The sequence below is a fragment of the Paenibacillus sp. J2TS4 genome (assembly GCF_018403245.1).
Taxonomy (GTDB): Bacteria; Bacillota; Bacilli; order Paenibacillales; family NBRC-103111; genus Paenibacillus_L.
In genome coordinates this window covers 350127-368186 of sequence record NZ_BOSH01000006.1, presented here as the reverse complement: position 1 = coordinate 368186, position 18060 = coordinate 350127, and the positions used below count along the sequence as shown (strand labels likewise).

Annotated in this window: 13 protein-coding genes; 4 read left to right on the top strand and 9 right to left on the bottom strand. The window is 48.3% G+C overall.

The window, feature by feature from the left end; all coding sequences use genetic code 11:
* Window positions 1-441: 441 nt before the first annotated feature.
* Both KJS69_RS15705 and KJS69_RS15700 read right to left on the bottom strand, forming a co-directional pair.
* Window positions 442-3030, bottom strand: coding sequence for an adenosylcobalamin-dependent ribonucleoside-diphosphate reductase (locus tag KJS69_RS15705; RefSeq protein ID WP_213584716.1), 2589 nt, complete (start codon window positions 3028-3030; stop codon window positions 442-444).
* Window positions 3031-3421: 391 nt separating this feature from the next.
* A complete protein-coding gene (locus KJS69_RS15700) occupies window positions 3422-4264 on the bottom strand; it encodes a lipoate--protein ligase family protein (protein ID WP_213584715.1) in 843 nt (280 codons plus the stop codon).
* Window positions 4265-4442: 178 nt separating this feature from the next.
* Between KJS69_RS15700 and KJS69_RS15695 the strand changes: the two genes are divergently transcribed.
* From KJS69_RS15695 to KJS69_RS15685, 3 genes are all read left to right on the top strand, one after another.
* Window positions 4443-6230 carry a DEAD/DEAH box helicase gene (locus tag KJS69_RS15695; protein WP_213584714.1) on the top strand — a complete coding sequence of 596 codons (1788 nt, stop codon included), beginning with the start codon at window positions 4443-4445 and terminating at the stop codon, window positions 6228-6230.
* Window positions 6227-7162, top strand: coding sequence for a YqhG family protein (locus KJS69_RS15690; protein ID WP_213584713.1), 936 nt, complete (start codon window positions 6227-6229; stop codon window positions 7160-7162). The genes KJS69_RS15695 and KJS69_RS15690 overlap by 4 nt, the downstream gene beginning before the upstream one ends.
* A 354-nt stretch (window positions 7163-7516) precedes the next feature.
* Window positions 7517-8500 carry a hypothetical protein gene (locus KJS69_RS15685; protein WP_213584712.1) on the top strand — a complete coding sequence of 328 codons (984 nt, stop codon included), beginning with the start codon at window positions 7517-7519 and terminating at the stop codon, window positions 8498-8500.
* 176 nt (window positions 8501-8676) lie between these two features.
* Here the strand turns inward: KJS69_RS15685 and KJS69_RS15680 are convergent, their stop codons facing one another.
* From KJS69_RS15680 to KJS69_RS15650, 7 genes are all read right to left on the bottom strand, one after another.
* Window positions 8677-8874 carry a YqzE family protein gene (locus KJS69_RS15680; protein ID WP_213584711.1) on the bottom strand — a complete coding sequence of 66 codons (198 nt, stop codon included), beginning with the start codon at window positions 8872-8874 and terminating at the stop codon, window positions 8677-8679.
* A 689-nt stretch (window positions 8875-9563) separates the two neighbouring features.
* The gene (gene argS, locus KJS69_RS15675) at window positions 9564-11279 is read right to left on the bottom strand and encodes an arginine--tRNA ligase (protein WP_213584764.1); all 1716 of its coding nucleotides are present in this window, start codon (window positions 11277-11279) and stop codon (window positions 9564-9566) included.
* A gap of 396 nt (window positions 11280-11675) precedes the next feature.
* A complete protein-coding gene (locus KJS69_RS15670) occupies window positions 11676-12155 on the bottom strand; it encodes a DUF6530 family protein (protein WP_213584710.1) in 480 nt (159 codons plus the stop codon).
* Window positions 12156-12280: 125 nt separating this feature from the next.
* Window positions 12281-12640: a GIY-YIG nuclease family protein gene (locus tag KJS69_RS15665; protein WP_213584709.1), complete on the bottom strand. Its 360-nt coding sequence runs from the start codon at window positions 12638-12640 to the stop codon at window positions 12281-12283.
* Between the two features lie 52 nt (window positions 12641-12692).
* Entirely contained in the window at window positions 12693-13736 is a 1044-nt protein-coding gene (locus tag KJS69_RS15660; RefSeq protein WP_213584708.1) for a vWA domain-containing protein, read from the bottom strand.
* A gap of 50 nt (window positions 13737-13786) precedes the next feature.
* Window positions 13787-14908, bottom strand: a complete 1122-nt coding sequence (locus KJS69_RS15655; RefSeq protein ID WP_213584707.1) for an AAA family ATPase — start codon at window positions 14906-14908, stop codon at window positions 13787-13789.
* Between the two features lie 22 nt (window positions 14909-14930).
* Window positions 14931-16139 carry an MFS transporter gene (locus KJS69_RS15650; protein WP_213584706.1) on the bottom strand — a complete coding sequence of 403 codons (1209 nt, stop codon included), beginning with the start codon at window positions 16137-16139 and terminating at the stop codon, window positions 14931-14933.
* Between the two features lie 1062 nt (window positions 16140-17201).
* Between KJS69_RS15650 and KJS69_RS15645 the strand changes: the two genes are divergently transcribed.
* Entirely contained in the window at window positions 17202-18053 is an 852-nt protein-coding gene (locus KJS69_RS15645) for an MIP/aquaporin family protein (protein ID WP_213584705.1), read from the top strand.
* Window positions 18054-18060 lie beyond the last annotated feature (7 nt).

Sequence of the window (18060 nt, the reverse complement as noted above, 5' to 3'; positions counted from 1 at the left end):
TCTTAAAAAATCTGGCCCTTATACGCAAGACAGGCGCACTTCTTATTCCGTTCGTGCGCTTGATCTGTTAACTAATATTTGCATATAAATGAATTACATTGATTACAAATCGCTCTTTTTTGAATGGCAACAACAATCCGATTCAAAAGAGTGTTCATAAACTCTGAGAAGTTGATTGAAATTGGCCTAAGCTTGACCTGGATGAGGAATATCCATTTCCTCTTCGTTATTTCTTCATATCCTCAAAGCAAAGAAAAAAGCATGCAGAATGGGTATTCCTTTTGGAAAATGGCCTACCCAAATTTCTGCACGCTTTTTACATTATACACCAAAATGCATATTTAACATTTCTGCAAAATTAATGAAAATCCATCTCTATAGCTTTGAAAGTATTCTCTCCAATTATAATAACACACATGGAATAGCCTTAAGTTCACAAGATCAGCTGCACTTGCTGTATCCGCAGTTGGAGCAGGTTTTGCAGCCCTCGACGTTCAGCAGAGCGACCGAGCCGCAGGACGGGCAAATGTCCTTCGGGCTGACACCGGGCATAGGCATTTCCAGTGACGCGGTGACCGGTGCTTCGCTGCTCTCCCTCGAAGCCGCCATTTCATGCTCGGCTTCTGATCCGATGTGAGTTTCCAAAGCTTTGGCGACCGCATCGGCGATTGATTCGACCCGGTTCACCCCGAAGCCAATCGCTCCCGAACCGCCAATTCCTTTGAGATGCTTGATGAGCAAATTAACTTTGTTGCCATGATCCCCGTAGCGAAGGAACAACGAGCAGACGCGTCCAAGCGCTTCGGACATAGCGAAGACGTCAGAACCGGCTTTGCCCACATTCAGGAAAATTTCACTTGGAATTCCGTTCAAATCGTTAATCGTAATATAGGCCATCCCGAAGGGGGTGTTGATTTTATAGGTCGCCCCGCGCAGGACTTGCGGACGGCTCTTGTACTGCTTGTCGAACACCTTCTCTTCCTCAGCACTGGCGTTAACCGGCAGAGCTTGAGACAGATTCGTCAGTGCCGCCGCTTCATTCTCAGCAGAGTCGGCAGCCGATTCGATCGCAACGGGGGAGGCCTCCGATTTATCCTCCTTATTTTCGGTGGATAGAACCTGAACATCCCGGCTTCCGTCACGATAAATCGTTACGCCTTTGCAGCCAAGGTCGAACGCAAGCTCATACAATTGCTTCGTATCTTCGACAGTGAAATCGGCCGGGCAGTTGGCGGTCTTCGATATCGAGCTGTCGACCCAGCGCTGAATGGCAGCCTGTACGCGAATATGATCCTCCGCCGAGAGGCTCATCGCGGTGACGAAATAATCCGGAAGCTCTTCGTTCGGATGGCTGTCTTTCCACTCTTGGGCGATGGGCACATACTGCTTGTCATACCCAAGACGGCTTTGCCGGAAGTATTCAAAGGCGAAATACGGCTCAATCCCCGTGGAGGTCCCCACCATGGTTCCCGTGCTTCCCGTAGGCGCCTGCGTAATAATCGTAACGTTGCGAATGCCTTTTTTCTTGATCTCTTCTCCCACTTCGGGATAAACCTCGACCATATTTTTCATAAATCCGCTTTGCAGGAATTTATCTGCCTCGAATTTCGGGAAAGCCCCTTTTTCCTCAGCAATATCGGCAGAGGCGAGATAAGCTTCCTTCGCCATAAATCCGTACAGCTTGTCAAGAAACTCCATGGACTCCGGACTGCCGTAGCGAATCTTCAGCTTGATCATCAGCTCGGCCAAACCCATAGAGCCCAGCCCTACGCGGCGTTCGCCTTTTTGATTGATCTCATTCTCCGGGAAGTGATAGGGAGTTTTGTCAATGACGTTATCGAGAAAACGGGTGGAGTAGCGAACCACCTTGCCCAGTTCATCCCAAGCGACATCATCATTCTGCTCGTCATAAAACTTGGACAAGTTGATCGCGGACAGATTACAGACTCCCCAAGCTGGAAGCCCCTGCTCTCCACATGGATTAGTGCAGATAATCGGGTTGAAGTACCAACTGTTGGACATTTCATTATAATATTCGATGAAGACGACACCGGGCTCAGCCGATTTCCAGGCCGATTCGATAATGGTATGCCATACCTCTCTGGCGCGAACGGTGCGGTATTCTTTAACCGCTTTGCCCGCTTCCTTCCATTTCTTCAAATCTCCGTCCCATACATCGTTATATTCCGGGTCGGTCGTGTCCGGGAAGACGAGAGGCCATTCCAAATCCTCTTTCACAGCTTTCATGAAATCATTACTGACGCAAACGGACAGGTTAGCGTTCGTAATCTGCCCCATCGTTTGCTTGACCGTAATGAAGTCGAGCAGATCCGGATGCCAGTCGTTAATCATCAGCATCAGAGCACCGCGCCGGCTTCCTCCTTGCTCGATCAGCCCTGTCGTATAACTGAACAAACCACCCCAGGATACGGCACCGCTGGAAGAGCCGTTAACCCCCTTCACAATAGCTCTGCGAGGGCGTAAGGAGGACAGGTTGATGCCTACCCCTCCACCGCGGGACATAATTTCTGTCATCTCGGACAGAGTACTCATAATTCCGCCGCGGCTATCGTGCGGAGACGGAATAACATAACAGTTAAACAGCGTTAATTCATCGCTCGCATCGGCTCCAGCCGCAATGCGTCCGCCTGGAACGAGCTTCCAGTCGTCCAGAATATATTTATATTTTTCCTTCCATTCACGTTGCTTCTCCGGTGTAGGCTCGACGGATGCCATAGCCCCCGCCAGTCGATCCCACATCTGGTCGGGCGTGCTTTCCTTGGTCAGAGTCAGCTTCTCGATCGTAGATTCGACCACTTCTCCTCTGCGCAGCTTTACGGAAACGTTGCGGCCTTCCCGGCGAATAATTTCCCCCACTTCTTTAGCCGGAAATTTAGGATCGTCCTTCGTCAGCACAAGAACGACATCCCCTACTTTCGCATGGTTCGTATCGGCATCCTTCTTTGCGTAGCGGTCCAGAAATATTTTTTCGCTTAATCCTTCCAGCCGATTTGTCTGCGTAGTTTCCATATGCATGACCTCCTATAAATAATGAAGCCCAGTCGTCATCGTCCCGTTCTGTGCCATGCCACCGCCTGGCGGAGGGCAGAAAAATGGAGACCCTGAGGCGGTCCGGTATGAGCAATCCAATCACCGCCTCACAGCCCCCAATGTCCATATATGATGAATTAAGACGATAGTTCGGGCCATTCACGCACCCTGTCTATATGTATATCATTACAACATATTGTGTGCGATATCCATTATACAACACTATATATAGTACTACTAGTAACCAAACAACCAAAAAAATCAATTATCCTGTCCGAAAATGATGTTTTCTTTTATTTACTCTATTAATCTCATTTTTTTATTGAGGACACCTGTCACTCACTCGAAAAATAGGCCTTGACAATCCGGCTTAACGACGGAAGTTCCAGTCATCCGACCCATATTTGTCCCTGACCAGTTGCTCCGCCAGTTCAAGCTCATAGGGGCTCAATTCATCCTCCTCCAGATGAATGTTCATCCCTTCGGCGATGCCGCGTGCAAACGCCTGCTCCACCTCCTCCAGCTTGACCGGGGTCAAGCCCCGTTCCTGTCGAAGCTGATTAATGGCGACCGCCTTGGACGAGAAGCTCCGCTCTAATCTTTCCTTAACGGAATCGTTACGGAACTTGAGCAAGGAGAACAGTTGCTTGGCGTCCATATCCAGCAGAATCGATCCATGCTGCAGGACGACCTCCCTCTGGCGAACCTGCGCGCTGCCGGCCACCTTGCGGCCTTCGACGACCAGCTCGTACCAGGAAGGAGAATCGAAGCAAGCGGCTGAGCCTATCGACTCATATTTCGCTTTTTCTTCCTCGGATGCCAGCGTCACCATTTCGGCGTCCAGGCCGAGGTTGAGAAATCCGTTAAGCAAGCCTTGACTGAGCACCCGATAGGCTTCCGTCACTCTTTTGGGCAAGCCGGGGTAATCCTCCGCCACGATCATGCTGTAGGTCAGTTCTTTGTCATGCAGCACCGCCCGTCCCCCGGTCGCCCGGCGAACGAAGCCGATTCCTTGCCGCCTCACTTCCTCCAAATCCACCTCATGGGTCGCCTTCTGAAAATAGCCGATGCTAAGCGATGGCGGATTCCAACCATAAAAACGCACCGTCGGAGCGGTCTTGCCCTCGCTGTGCGCAATCAGAATCGCTTCGTCCACTGCCATATTGACGGCAGGATCTCCCACTCCGGAACGGATCCATCTCCATTGATTCATTATTATCTGGCCTCTTTCATTCAGTGCTATATTTGCCGATTCTTTCATCATATCGAAAACAGCCTGCCTTTTCCACCCTCCAACTACTGGGTTTTTACCCATAACCCCGGTTATGAAAACGGACCGTTTGGATCATACTAAGCACAAGAATACTTGCCTTTGGACGGGGAGGGAAACTATGAATAAACTAGAAAGTCCGGAGCTCATTCGCACGGTCCATGACGGATTGCAGATTCATTTTGACCGGAGCTGGCTGGAAGATTGGCAAGCCCGCATGGACAAAAACGGTCCCTGGGACAGTTGGACGATGTATCAATTGGCGGTTGAAGCGGAAAAATCAGCGCTTATCGGAAACTTTGACGAGCTGCAATGCCTCGCTCATACGACACAGCTCGTCCCGATGCCGCATCAGATCGACACCGCCAAGAAAGTGCTCTATGAAATGAGAGGGCGAGCCATTCTGGCGGATGAAGTCGGTCTCGGCAAGACGATCGAGGCCGGGCTAATTTTGAAGGAATATATGGTGCGGGGACTCGTCCGCAAAGCGCTTATTCTGGTACCCGCTTCATTGGTGCTCCAATGGGTTCGGGAATTGAATCAAAAATTCGGTATTCCCGCCGCCGCACAAAAGAAAGAATATATGTGGACCTCCTGCGATATTATTGTCGCCTCGATGGATACCGCCAAGCGGGACCCCCACCGCAGCATTGTCATGCAGCAGGAGTATGACATGCTTATCGTCGATGAAGCGCATAAGCTGAAAAATAAAAAAACGACCAACTACCAATTCGTCAACGAGCTGCGCAAAAAGTACTGCCTGCTGCTCACCGCCACACCGATCCAGAATGATATGAGCGAGCTGTACAATTTAATAACTCTGTTAAAGCCGGGACATCTAGGGGGCCAGGGAAGCTTCCAGAGCAATTTTGTCGTAGACAAGCGAGTGCCCAAGAACGAGGATCAGCTTCAGGAGGAGTTGTCCAAAATTATGATCCGTAACCGGCGGAGCGATGGAGGCATCTCATTTACTAAGCGCCAGGTTAATAATATTCTGCTGACATTATCGCCGGAAGAGCAGAAGCTCTATGAAGGCGTTACCGATTTCGTCAAAGGAAGATATTACGAAGCGGGAGGCAATCTGAGCGGAATCTTGTCCCTCGTGACACTTCAACGGGAAGTATGCAGCAGCCGGGATGCCGTATTTGTCTCTCTGGTCAATTTATTTAAGAAAACGGCCGAGGATTCTCCCGATCGGGCCAAAATATGGGAGCTGGTCGAGACGATTCGTGGAATTCAAGCGAATACCAAAGCGGAAAAAGCGATTGAAATTTTGCAGGAAATCGGGGACAAGGCGATTATTTTCACCGAATATCGGGCTTCCCAGGAGTATTTATTGAAATTTTTGAAGGATCACGGCATTTCTGCGGTCCCCTACCGGGGAGGAATGAATCGCGGGAAGAAGGACTGGATGATGGACCTGTTTCGCAACCGGGCCCAGGTGCTGGTCGCCACGGAAGCGGGCGGCGAAGGAATTAACCTGCAGTTCTGCAACCATATCATCAACTTCGACCTCCCTTGGAACCCGATGCGCGTAGAGCAAAGAATAGGCAGAGTTCATCGGCTCGGCCAATCCAAAGATGTTCGCATTTTTAATCTGTCGACAAAGGGAACGATTGAGGAGCATATTCTTTCTCTACTTCATGAGAAAATCAATATGTTCGAGCTCGTCATCGGCGAGCTGGACGTCATTCTGGAAAGAATGGACAAAAAAAACTCGCTCGAAAGCGATTTGATGAAGCTGGCGCTTGAATCGAAGGACGATAACGAATTCCGCAGCAAGATTGACGAATGGGGCCAATCCATCAGTACGATCCGTGAGGAAGTAGAGAAGGAAATCGCTCCGATGATCTCCGTATTGAACGGCATGAATGGAACGGTTGTCGAGCAAGCGGGAGGACGAGGATGAACACTAAGCAAATCCAGAAATATGTCATGCGCTATCTCGAAGGAACGGATTGTCAAGTGATTGAAAAAGGAAAATCCTACGTAACGGTCAAGCTGTCGCCTGAAGCTGACAAAGATCTAACCGGGCGCTCCTACTACTGGAGCTTTGTGGAACGAACCGGTGCAGAGCCGGAGACCATGACCTTCCAATTCGTGTTTGACCCGGAGGGAATGAAAGCGGAAGAGAATCCTGAGCGGGAGCCCGCCTCCGCTCCCTCCCAGCAGCCTCCCGCTCAGGACAGCATATTGGGAAGATATTTTGGCCATGCACCCGCCCAGACGGCGCGGCGGCTTCCCCAAGATGTCCTTACTTATGGCAGCCGCAGGCTGGAGCAAATTTTTAACGTGGTGCGCAGCAAAGGCAAATTTGTCCGGTTATTCGAAGAAAATCGCGGACCGGCTAATCGCAAGCCACAAGCGGTAGGCTACACTTCCTGGTTCGGTGTCAATTTTAAAGTAGAGCTGACTTGCGATATGAAAAGAGATGAATTCCATTCGCTCGGCTTCAATCTATGCACCGGAGAGCTGATGGAACAATTTCATGAACGGATGGAGAGCTTGAAGCTGACTCCTTTGCTGCCGACCAATATCCACCTCCTCCCCAGCCGTTTTACAATAGCTAGAGCTGTCGGGCAGATGGAGAACCATCTGGAGAAAAAGGTTAAGCGTTACGATCATTCCTGGGCGGAGGAAGCCTCTGAGCGGCTGCTCGATGAGCTGGCCCGAATTGAAGGATATTACGAAGAACTGCTGCAATCTGCTGAAGAAGAGAAGAAGCCGGAAATCGAGGAGCAGTATCGAAGCCGCCAACGGGAAATTGAGTGGCAGTACGAGCCGCGAATCGTCATCTCCGTCATGAATTGCGGATTATTTCATCTCAAGAATGATCCCTGACTATCATTTGACGAAAATCGCTAAAAGGTTGCAAGAATAGAAGCAGAAAAAAAACGGATCGGCTACACCGTTATACAAACTTTTTCGAACCATTCCATTACACTAAATTATAACCAAGCGTAAACGGCTATCGCCGACCTTAACGGCGGAATACGTTTCGCGGTGAATGATAAGCATGATAATAAGAGTAAATCTTATGAATTCTTATCATTGATGAAAAAAACTGCAGGAGTCCTTCTAGGACGAGGTGCGCACTTTAGAATGTTTAACACGCCAGCTGTGATCAAGAAGCAGGAACTATAAATATCAGTATTTGGATAAATAAAATCTCGAATGGGCGGGTGATTATTTAAAATGAAAAGAAAATCGCTTTGGCCGCTGCTGCTCCTATTCGGATTCGTCGGGTATATGATGTTCCCATTAACGCTTTCGGCCGTTTCTTCCGGCAATTCCATCATTTCCTCTGGTGGCACAGTCTTTACCGAGGATTCAACTAAAGAGGACGAGCCTTCCTATTATATTCAAAATGAATTTGTCCAGGCGGGAGTAGCGGCCCAGCCGGAGCTTGAGCTGCAAATTGATCAATGGATCTCCTCTTTGTACGACCGTCCCGGATTCGACACCTGGAAAGGAGCCCAATGGGAGGTTCTCCCTCTGGGCCCCGGACTGCACGGGTGGGTTGTTCTATTGAATCAAGGAGACCGCCAGGTCGGATACCTGATAGTCAGCGCGGCCGAGGATGGGACCTACCATCTAACGGAATATGGAACCGGAAGCAAGCCGCTTTATAGTATGAGAACGCTGCATCAATCGTTGGTGCAGCTCGGACTAATCGATTCTTCTTACGATCAGTTTGAAGCAGACCAGAGCGTGCGCAAAGAAGCCCACTATTCCAATGGTTTGCAAGCATTGTGGAAAGTCACCGTTTCGGAGAAGGTTCATTATTTCGACGCGAAATCGGGGGAGGAACTGCCGGACCTGTCCAGCGTGTTTCCCGTCCTCCAAAGTGCAAAGCAGGGGACGTCTTCCTCTGTGAAATCTATCGTCCAGTCCGCTGAGGCTCCGGAATTCGATCCGTTCGAGCAGGCGTACTGGATTCAGGGAACTCCATTACAAGAATGGACTGAGGAGAATGTGTTCGACAAATGGACCTCCTCCCGGCAAGTGACCTACACGGCCCGACTATTCGATGGAGCGGTTTACAACCCCTATGCAGTTACTGGAATTCATCGCTGGAATAACGGCTCCGTATATATGGCCTTGGATCAGGACGGGCCCCGTTACTTCCCGTTCGAAACGCTTCGTCTGCAGGGACAATGGTTTGAGAAGCCTGAATAGGAAGGCCTTTTCAAGAGGAGCAATTAATTCTGTAAGAACAAGCTTTCTATGCGCGCTCTCCCGGGGCGCGTTGCGGTGCTGACAAGAGATGTTCAGACTCATGAAGAAACAAGCAGCATTCACCGGATAAGTGACGATGGTACCCGAATAAGCTCCATTCCAGATAAGGAAGAGCTTTATTTTTTGCGCCTATGCTGGTCGACGTACATTTGCAAGGAGAATGGAATTAGGCCAAACCAGCGTTCCGTCCATTTCTCCATCGATCGGGCCTGTTTTTTAAGCTGTCTGCGTTCCCTTTTTACATCACGCGGTGTGTCTATATATGTGACAAGCTGTTGAGTAATATATTTCACAAATTCATCTGTTTTGACCATGCCGCCCCTCCTTCTCGAAACAATACCCTGGCGAATTCCAGTGTGAATAAGTTCCACAAAAATAGCTTTCCCGTTTTCTCGAAGGCTTAAACCAGGCTGTCTTTTACTATGATTGATGCACATTTAGCCGCAGCGAGAAAAATGCCTGACAACATCGTGAAGATGAACAAGCGCAACACGCAGGCGGGGGTAGATTAGATTTGGTGCAGCAGAGGCTGTCAGGCAAGCTAGATGCTGTGTTGCGTGCTGCGAGTAAGTGTTGCTGCAACCTATGACACAGACTAGGGGCTGCTCCACAGGTTAGGCGCCCTGCTGACAATCGACTGCATCTGTACAGTCGTTTGGACCGGAATCTGCTCTTTTCCATCCATCGACTGCAATTCTGCAGCCAAATCGTTGGATTCATCTCTTTATCGGGCCTAAACGGGCAAATCTACTGCACATTTGCAGTAGATTTGTCAAAATTAGAGGAATAATTACCGATCGACTGTATTTTTGCATTCGCATCGGTCTGACCATTCCCATGCCAGCGCCGCAACCCGCGCCGGGAAGCGCGCGTAGAATTACGCAAAACCTTCATATCGTGCGAACCCCAATCTACACTTCCGCAACTAATGGTTTTCTTTACGGTTGTTGTAACATTCAACAACAAGAATAACCGCCCCGTCAAGGGCGGTCATCGCTGTAACTTATATTTGCCGCGGAGCCTCCAGTCCGATTAGACGAAGCCCGTTCTCCAACGTCATTCTTACACTCTGCACAAGAGCCAATCTGGCTTTGCGAAGTTCATCATCTTCCACCAGAATGGGACAATGATGATAAAACCGGTTGAAGCTTTGCGCTAAATCAACAAGATAGCGGCTGATCAACGAAGGCTCCATCTTGATCATGGCCTGCTCTACCGTTTCGGTAAACAGGGCAATCTGCTTGGCTGCAGCATAGGCTTCCTCATTTAGCAGCTGTGAGGCATCGAATGATTCGGCCGAAGGAAGCTCAATCGAACTTCCCCCGCTCGCTTTGCGAAGTACACTGCAGCAGCGGGCGTGAGTATATTGAACATAGGGACCCGTCTCCCCATCGAAATTCAACGCCTCTTCCCAGGAGAAAACAATATCTTTAATCCGATTTGTACTCAAATCATTAAAGATGATCGCTCCGACTCCGACTTGTCGGGCCACCTCTTCCTTGTTCTCCATATCCGGATTTTTGCTGTCGATAATTTCCCGGATCTTCGCTATCGATTGCGTCAGCAAATCTTCAAGCATGACGACATTGCCCTTGCGGGTAGATAGTTTAGCCCCTTCCAAGCTGACCTTCCCGAAGGCGACATGAACCAGGTCATCGGCCCAATCGTAGCCCATCCGCTCAATCACTTTAAACCATTGCTTAAAGTGCAGGCTTTGCCCGGCATCGACGACATATATCGCTTTTTCAAAGTCATAAGTGTTTTTGCGATACAAGGCGGCCGTAATATCTCTGGTATGATACAAAGTTCCGCCGTCTTTTTTAAGTATCAGCGCAGGAGGCATGTTATACTCATCGAGACGAACGAGCATCGCGCCCTCGTCCTCTTCGAGCAGCTGCTTATCTTTCAGCTCCTCGACTACCGCTTGCATTTTATCGTTATAGAAGCTTTCCCCAGCGTATGAATCAAAGCTTACGCCGAGCAGTTCATAAATTTTATTAAATTCCTTCAGGCTGATGTCCACGAACCATTTCCACAGCCGGATCGCTTCCTCATCCCCTTGCTCCAGCTTGACAAACCATGCCCGCGCCCGATCTTCCAATTCCGGTTGAGACTCCGCTTCATCGTGAAACTTGACATACAGGCGCAGCAGTTCGCCGATGCCCTCCTGTTCCACCGTCTCCGCCTGGCCCCATTCCTTGTAAGCTACAATCAGCTTGCCAAACTGGGTTCCCCAATCTCCTAAATGGTTCACACGAACAACATGATAGCCGAGAAAGGAGAAAATTAAATAAAGGGCATTGCCGATAATCGTCGTGCGAAGATGACCGACGTGAAATGGTTTGGCGATATTGGGCGAGGAGTAATCGATGACAATCGTTCGGCCTTGGCCGATATTTTGCGAACCATACCGTTCTTTGGCAGTGAGAACTTCGGTCAATTGTTGTTGTAAGAAGCTCTCTTTGTCCAAATACAAGTTGCAATAACCGGAAACCGCCTCTACCTTGTCCAGCCATTCGGCTTGCTCCAGCTTTGACTTCAGCTCCTCCGAGATCGCCTGGGGCGGCTTGCGCAGCGTCCGGCTCAGTTTGAAGCATGGCAGCGAGAGGTCCCCCATGTCCGGATTTGGAGGATATTCCAACATGTCGACAATGGCTGATTCCTCCATACCTTCTAGCATTGGAGCAAGATAGTCGGCTACCTTCTGTTTGTACTGAATCATATTCGCTTTTGTCCTTTCCGGCAATGAGTATACAAAATTTATGCAACAAAGCACCCCATGGTTAGGGGTGCCCGCGTAGATTATGTAATGGTGCGGTCGAGAGGACTCGAACCTCCACGGGATAAGCCCACACGGACCTAAAACTTCTTCGACATTATACCATAAGCGGAATATAAGTCAAGGAAGAGGAAGTTAAACCGTCAAAAACCTTGTAAAATCAAGGTTTTTGACGGTTTTTTGTTCAGACCCGCGACGAAAGGGTGCCCGGTAATTCCGTAAAATGTGGCCGTTTTGGACGTTCGAGAGAACTCTGAGATGACGATAAAACCAGCCCACTACCCTACCACGGACCAATAAACGTAGCGATTCCCCATAAAGTGAGTAGAAACAATTTTAATACCCCATATCCTTTAATATTCTGGATAACGTGCGCAAACGCTCACCGATCATTTCATCATCGTCGCTCAACGCTTGATTGAACAGCTTAATATCTTCATTAATTCTCTCATTGTCCGTACATATAGCTACGGTCATGGCATCCCCTTGCAAGCCAACCCGATCGATAACGGGGTTTTGAGGGTCATATAAATCCTCGTAACGATAGGCTTCGCGAAAATGTTCCAGAGTCCGGCAAATCAGAATGGACAAATCAAGAATACGATGGAGAGGCAGTTCCTCCGATTGTCTTGACCATTTTTCACCCGTGTATCTCCATACCTTGGCCGAAATATCGACCTTGCCTCTATCGTTCCACTGGGCCAATCCCAGGGAAAGACCTTTCGCGTCCGTGTCCCCGGCCATCCGTCCATCAATCTTCTCATAATTTTCCGACACAACAACAGGTTTATGTTTTAACGTTGTAGGTATTTTCATATTCATTCCCTCATTCCGTTTGCCTATTTACTAATTTACTAAATGACGGTTTCATCTTAACTTGAATTTTACCGCTAGTCAAATCCATCTGGATTAGATCAGCTTTATTTTATCTGCAGATTCATTTAATCCTTTGGAGGCTTGTTATATCCTCTGTCCCCATAGGGCTGTAACTTCTGGAGCCACGGCTTCAGGATTTGCTTCTGCTCCCAGCGCATATCCGTTACCTTACCGGTTTCCTTCTGTTCCAGAACCTCATAAGTGAACGCATCCTCTCCGAATTCTTTCCAATCCTTCTGCAACTGGGCATTGGCGAATCTCCCTTGATCCAACTGCATCCGAAGCGTTAACCACTTGTTTTTCAAGTTGGGATAGCTGTCGATGTAAATTTTCCCATTGATTTTATTTTGGATTTGGGCGACGCCCATATACGTCTTGATCTGCTTGTATTCCTCCAGCAGCTTCCTTCGCTTATTCATATCCATGTCTTTCTCTCCTTATCATAGCTTTATCATAGCTAATGAACATTCATGAAAATTACAAATACCGAGCGATGATCCGAACTAACTTTGCAGGGAACTCATTTAAATTTGTAATGTCCAAAAATCTCTCATGACCATAAATTTCACTGATGACATCCTTGTCTTGACCTATTGCCGCGGCAAGAAAGGTAATGCCTTTCCGTTCGTATTCCTCTATTATTTGCTGCATATCTGTAATGGCATAACTCCCGGTATAATCGTCCATTGCTTTTGGCTGTCCATCACTGATGCTAATCAACAGCTTTGTCTGCTGCATTGAAACGGCCAACCTTTCCCCCATAATTCTAAGGGCCATTCCGTCACGATTATTGCTTCTTCCCTGAATTCGCATCAGCCTGAATCGATCATTGGAATCCGGTTTATCAAAGTCGGCATAGGCAAAGATCGACATTTGCTCCATCTTGGAAACATCGGCAGTATCCCCGTAGATTAAAACAGGAATATGACATATTTGACAAAATTCATACACCGCAATGACTGCTCGTTTAGCTGCTTCCAGTCTTCCAAAGGCCGACATCGATGCCGATTCATCAACCCTTAGTCCCACTACCAGAGAAGGGGATTCCGATGGAGGACGTTTTTTGGCAAAATACCTATAATCCCTGTAAGCGACGCTGTCCGCTTGAAACTTGCTGCCATAGTAACGATTCCTTTCAAATTCGGAAGACGTTTCATGTTCCAGGAGCGGAAGCGTCTTTCTGGCAATTTCCTGTACGATCGGCATGAGTTCCTTGCTTAGACTGAAATATTCCTTTTGGACTTCCTGATCGTAATCCGGACGATGAACCATGAGCTTTACTTTTTCATGAATGGAATCGGACACCATCTTTCTTGCGGCTTGATTGAGCTTTTTACGGAAATCGCGTTCTTTTTGTTTCGCATCCTCTGACATGGGCTCGGGGTTGGCCTGATGATATTGCGGAGAGCCGTTTTCTTCGGTATCCGTACTTCTCATGTCGGTTGATTCATCGGATACACGGGAAGAGCTTTCTTCGCTATCCGCAGACTTTTTTAGTGCGATCCCCTCTTCGTCAACCATCTTGTCATCATCAACATTAGTGACGGCTATATCTCCCCATGTCTTGATTTCTATGGCATCGCCGTTAATTTTTCGTTTTTTTTTACCCCATTCGTAATGGTCTCTAAACTAGTTATCAGATCATGCTTTTCAAGTGCTTCTTCCAATATCTTAATTTCCTCTGAATCGGTAGTTATTTTGTAGAGGACCTTATGATAAAGAGATTCTTTGGCCGAGGCCCCTCCCGCAACCGCATCTGTCCAGTAGAACAAGGAACGCATTCCAGCCACGCCCTTGATTGCATTGGCCCGGGCTGTTGTATCCAAAATCATGATCGCATCTGCTAACACGCCCAATACCTCTTCATCTTGATAACCGGTTTTGGCCATGGCGCGTTCTATCATGACTTCTTTGGTGGGCAGATCCATCTTCTCCGAGTGTTGGACCCTGTCGCGCAGGGATTCATTTAGCGGCCTTGACCCTACATATCCGCGATTTGTTGTAATGACTGCGATGAAGTCCGGATGTCTTCGTATGATTTCGGTAGGAAGATTGATGCTGCCATCCAGTTCCAGAGCAGAGTTCAACGCCATGAGTACCGCGGCATCCCGAATCACGTTGGGTTCTTGGATTTCTAGAAGATACCCGTTCTGATAAGCCCTGACGATCTCCGAAGGGTAAAAACGATACTCCACGGCTTCTCCATCCGTATGTTCCTCAACGAGCTCCAGCAATTGCTTTATCTCTAAGGCTGCTTGTTCTTGGGTAAGCCCCAATACATCCATTAAAATCTCAGTCGTGCTTTGAAAACCATCGCTTTCATATAATGCTTTCAAAATGCATTTCTGTCCAGGGTCCAGTTTCTCTAATTGTTCAGAAGAAATCACCGGCAAAATAGCGCCAATAATATCCGATTTGTCCATATCTGCAAAACAGGTCACTTTCGTATAGGGCAGCCCGAAATTCGCTGATAATGCTTTCGCTAATTGGGTTTTGCCAGAACCGGCATCGCCTTCTAACAATATATTGGCAATTTTCATTTCCCCGCGATTCCAGTTCCGTTTTACCTCTTTACTAATCCGACGTTCTTCCTCACTGGTCTTATGCGATACTGGCTTTTTCCAGACCAGCTTTTTTTCTGCATCACTCCATGGTCTCTCAGGTGACAAATAATATTCTTTACTTTCTTGCATTGACTTCTCTCCTCCTTGCCCGTCATGATGCTGGACCCGTTTTGGCTTTACTTCTTTCCTTAACCACAATAGGGAGCAGTAAAAGTGCACCGATCATCACAAAAACACCACTCGCCATATATACACCCGGCAGGGAGAACGTATCCTTGAGATAGCCGGAGATGAACATGCCAATGACCATCATTCCCATAAAAATAGGCGTGATCGCTCCTAATACCCGTCCAATAAATTCCCCTTCGGTATTCCGGATAAGAAGCGTCTGGATCCCGGCTTGAATACAAGGAAAGAACAAACCGCTGATCACCAACAGAATAAGGGTCAGCCAAATTTGTTTGGACGCGCCCATTCCAACCGTACAGACGGCAGTGACAAGCAAGCCTACCAAGAGCAATAGTTGTGGCTTCACCTTGGGGGCCACCGCTACGATGACAGCTCCGCCTGCCAACATGGCTGCCCCATTGGTCATCACCAACCACTGCAGAAATGGTTTGTCTTGTCCCAAATTCTCGATGACAAGGAAGATCTGAAGCGGCTGAGTCAGCCCTGATGCCAAACCGACTGCCGAGAAAGTCAAACCAAGTGTTCTTAAGGATTGGTTAGACCCGATGTAGCGCAGGCCATCCGTCAACTCCTTGATAAAGCCGCCGGCTTTCCCCGACTTCGGTTCCTCCGTATCACGGGGAAGCGACGATAATACAAGCGAGGACCCCAAGAACAGAACGGCTGTCAGGATCAAAGATGCTTGAATTCCAAACTGTATGAATATAAACGTGCCGATGATCGGACCCAGAACCATAAAAACAGCTACAAGAGTTTGGGTCATCGCCATCACGCTCTGCAGTTGTTCAGCCGGCACATGCCGCTTGTACAGTTTCATGGCCGAAGGCTGAGAAAATTGAGACAGGCTGGCTGAAATAAACGTTCCGATGAGAAGTGCGACCCATCCGCCATTCATGACGGCAAGCAGCACAGCCCCAACGGACATACCTGACAGCAAATCGCTCCATACCATTGTGCGTTTTGGCCGCCATCGGTCGGCAAGGGTCCCGCCAATAAGGCCGAATAGAAAGATCGGAGCAAATTCCACAACCGAAATCAGAGATACATAAAGCGGATTATTGTTCGTCAAATTGGTAACATAAAGAAGTACGGCATAGTTCCGGATCCAAATTCCCAACTGCAACAGCACCCGGGAGAAGATAATGGTTCGAACATATTGATTGGAAAACATTTTTATTACCCCATATCCTTTAATATCTTTGATAGTGCACGAAGACGGTCACCGATTCATCTTGTCGTTGTCGCTCAGAGCTTATTTCCCCTCGTTCAGTTTACTAAATTACTAATTTACTTATTTACTAAATTACTGATTAAAATCATAACTTGGATTTCATCGTCAGTCAAGTCGTTTTTTTACGTCCGTTCTTCTGATTTCTTTTTTTACTATATAAATTGAACTAAAGAAAGGATAGGACATGGAGTGGGAAAAGAAAATTAATGAAATGCTTTAAAAGTCTCTAAAACTTCAAAAAACTCCCTATACAGCTCCATATCCGTCGTTTGGAATAAAACGAACACCCTACCCTTGCTCTTACCCCTGCCTCTACCCTTGCCCTGACCCTGAGCGCGTATGCACTTAACATTCTTAAACAATTTCAACAGTCGGCGGTGTAATATCGTGTACGTTCAAGTGTCTATAGGTGTACACGAATTGCTGCGATAGTGCATCTATTATGGACCACGTTCGATCATTCGAAAGAAAAGCTGCGATAGTGCATTAATTTTCTTATGAAACGCCCCGACCTCACTTGGAACGAGCAAAAAGATGTATTTTTTCAGGCTTTGCTGCGGAAATGGGGTAGAACGGCCGGAAAGGATGCACAATTGCAGGCTTTCTACAAGTTGAAGTAGAACGGTTGTAGGTAGCTTTGAGCGGTGGTAGCATTGACGAGACTGCGTTAAATGATGCTATATGTTGAATGGCGAACTACGCGTTGAATGGTGCACTAAGGAAGAAACGGGTAAAGAATAGCTCATAATCTCATGAAGGCTGCTCTGCCAGAAAAAGCAGATCAGAAACGTGTCGCCGGATAGTTTGTTGGCAAAATCACCAGAATTCGCCGTTCTGGATGGCGACTGTCACAGGTTCAGGCATCAATTCCTCATGGGAAAAAATGTATCCATAGTTTCCTCTTTTTTGACAATTCCACTTTTTTGTCCGTTTACTGTAAAGCGCTTACACCCTAATATGAAATCATGAAATCTGTATAAACTTTTGAAAGGGGTAATCAGCATGTCTCCATTTATGGGTGAAGTCATAGGAACCTTGATTTTGGTGCTGTTCGGCTGCGGCGCTGTAGGCGGCGTTGTGCTGAACAAGTCGAAGGCGCATAATTCCGGCTGGATCGTCATTTCGCTGGGCTGGGGGTTGGGGGTCGCCGTCGCCGTTTATGCGGTGGGCAGCATTAGCGGCGCGCATTTAAATCCGGCCGTCACGATCGGACTCGCTTCGGTCGGCGCCTTTCCATGGGAGCAAGTGCCGGCATACGTACTGGCGCAATTTATCGGAGCTTTTTGGGGCGCGATCATTTTGTGGCTGTTCTATTATCCGCATTGGAAAGAAACGGCGGACCCCGGCGCAAAACTTGCAGTTTTTGCAACCGGCCCGGCCATCCGCCATACGCCGTCCAACTTGATCAGCGAAATGTTGGCAACGGCGGTGTTCACGTTCGGCCTGCTGTCGATCGGGGCCAACCAGTTTGCCGACGGGCTCAATCCTCTCATTATCGGATTCTTCATAGCGGCAATCGGCATATCGCTCGGCGGAACGACGGGATTTGCCATCAATCCTGCGCGTGACCTGGGCTCGCGGATTGCCCATTTCCTCCTTCCGGTTGCCGGAAAAGGCGCTTCCGATTGGAAATATGCGTGGATTCCCGTCGCAGGGCCCATCATTGGCGGCGTTATGGGCGCACAATTTCATCAAGCTTTGGTTGTGAGCGGTTCGAGCAACTCCTTGTCCCTGTTAATCGGGATTCTCACTGCGATTGTCGTGCTTGCCCGGGTGACCATCGGTTCCGCCAAAAGCATCGCCCCGCGGCGCCAAAATCCGCCGGCCAACGCACAGGAAAAACATGTCTCCTAATTTCAAG